Below are 772 nucleotides of genomic sequence, written 5' to 3'. Positions count from 1 at the left end.
GCATCGCCGGCAGAAGCAGCCTCACGTCATTCGCAACCTGTTTCAGGAAAAGCATGTTCGCTACGCAGCCTGATCAAACGTACGCACTATTTAGTGCGCCGGTCAGTAACTCGGGGCCTCTGGAAGGCGAACAACCGGGGGAACCTCACTTTGCCCCGCTTCGGATGGGCGCCCAACCAACTGAGCATGGCTGTCGATACGCTATGCAGCCAGTGAAGCTTGCCTGCCACGTGCACACCGGATTCATCGAAGTGCGCAACGGCCGCCCCCTGCAGCGCCTGCCTGATCTGTGTGACGGCCGACCTGAGCCTATGGGCCGCATCGTTGATGCTGTTCTGAATGGTGCCTGTGCTCAGCCGCACGCCGAACAAATCAGCCAGCGCCTGCGCCGTACGGTCCACCGGCAATTGCTGGTATTGCGTCAGGTACACGACGGCGGCTTTGATCTGCGATCCGTACTGCGCCGGCCGGCTCACGCCTGCCGGAAACACGGCACGATGCACTTTCCCGCAGTCGCACTGTGCCCGCTCGACGCGATGCTCCGTAACTTCAAAACGGATGGGCGGCAGGTCAATAACCTGCCGCGATTCGGCCGAAACCGAGACGGCCTCGCGCGCGATCGGCTGGCCACAAGCGTCGCACCACGGCGCGACCGAATGAATGTATGCAGTCAATAAACGACGTCACTCACAACTGCGTCAGGCATAGCCCAAGGTAGCAGCGCGGCATAGTCATCGGCCGTGGTGGCCAGGGGCAACTTCATGAACAGCCA

At 61.3% G+C, this 772-nt stretch carries 1 protein-coding gene; it reads right to left on the bottom strand.

All coding sequences use genetic code 11. From position 1 onward, the window contains the following. Positions 1-86: 86 nt before the first annotated feature. A complete protein-coding gene (locus tag KHO41_RS40995; protein ID WP_211958888.1) occupies positions 87-674 on the bottom strand; it encodes an IS66 family transposase in 588 nt (195 codons plus the stop codon). Between the last annotated feature and the right edge of the window lie 98 nt (positions 675-772).

It is taken from the genome of Cupriavidus numazuensis (assembly GCF_905397435.1).
GTDB classification, from domain to species: domain Bacteria; phylum Pseudomonadota; class Gammaproteobacteria; order Burkholderiales; family Burkholderiaceae; genus Cupriavidus; species Cupriavidus numazuensis.
The sequence above is the reverse complement of the archived record's forward strand: the minus strand, read 5'-3'. Positions and strand labels throughout refer to the sequence as shown.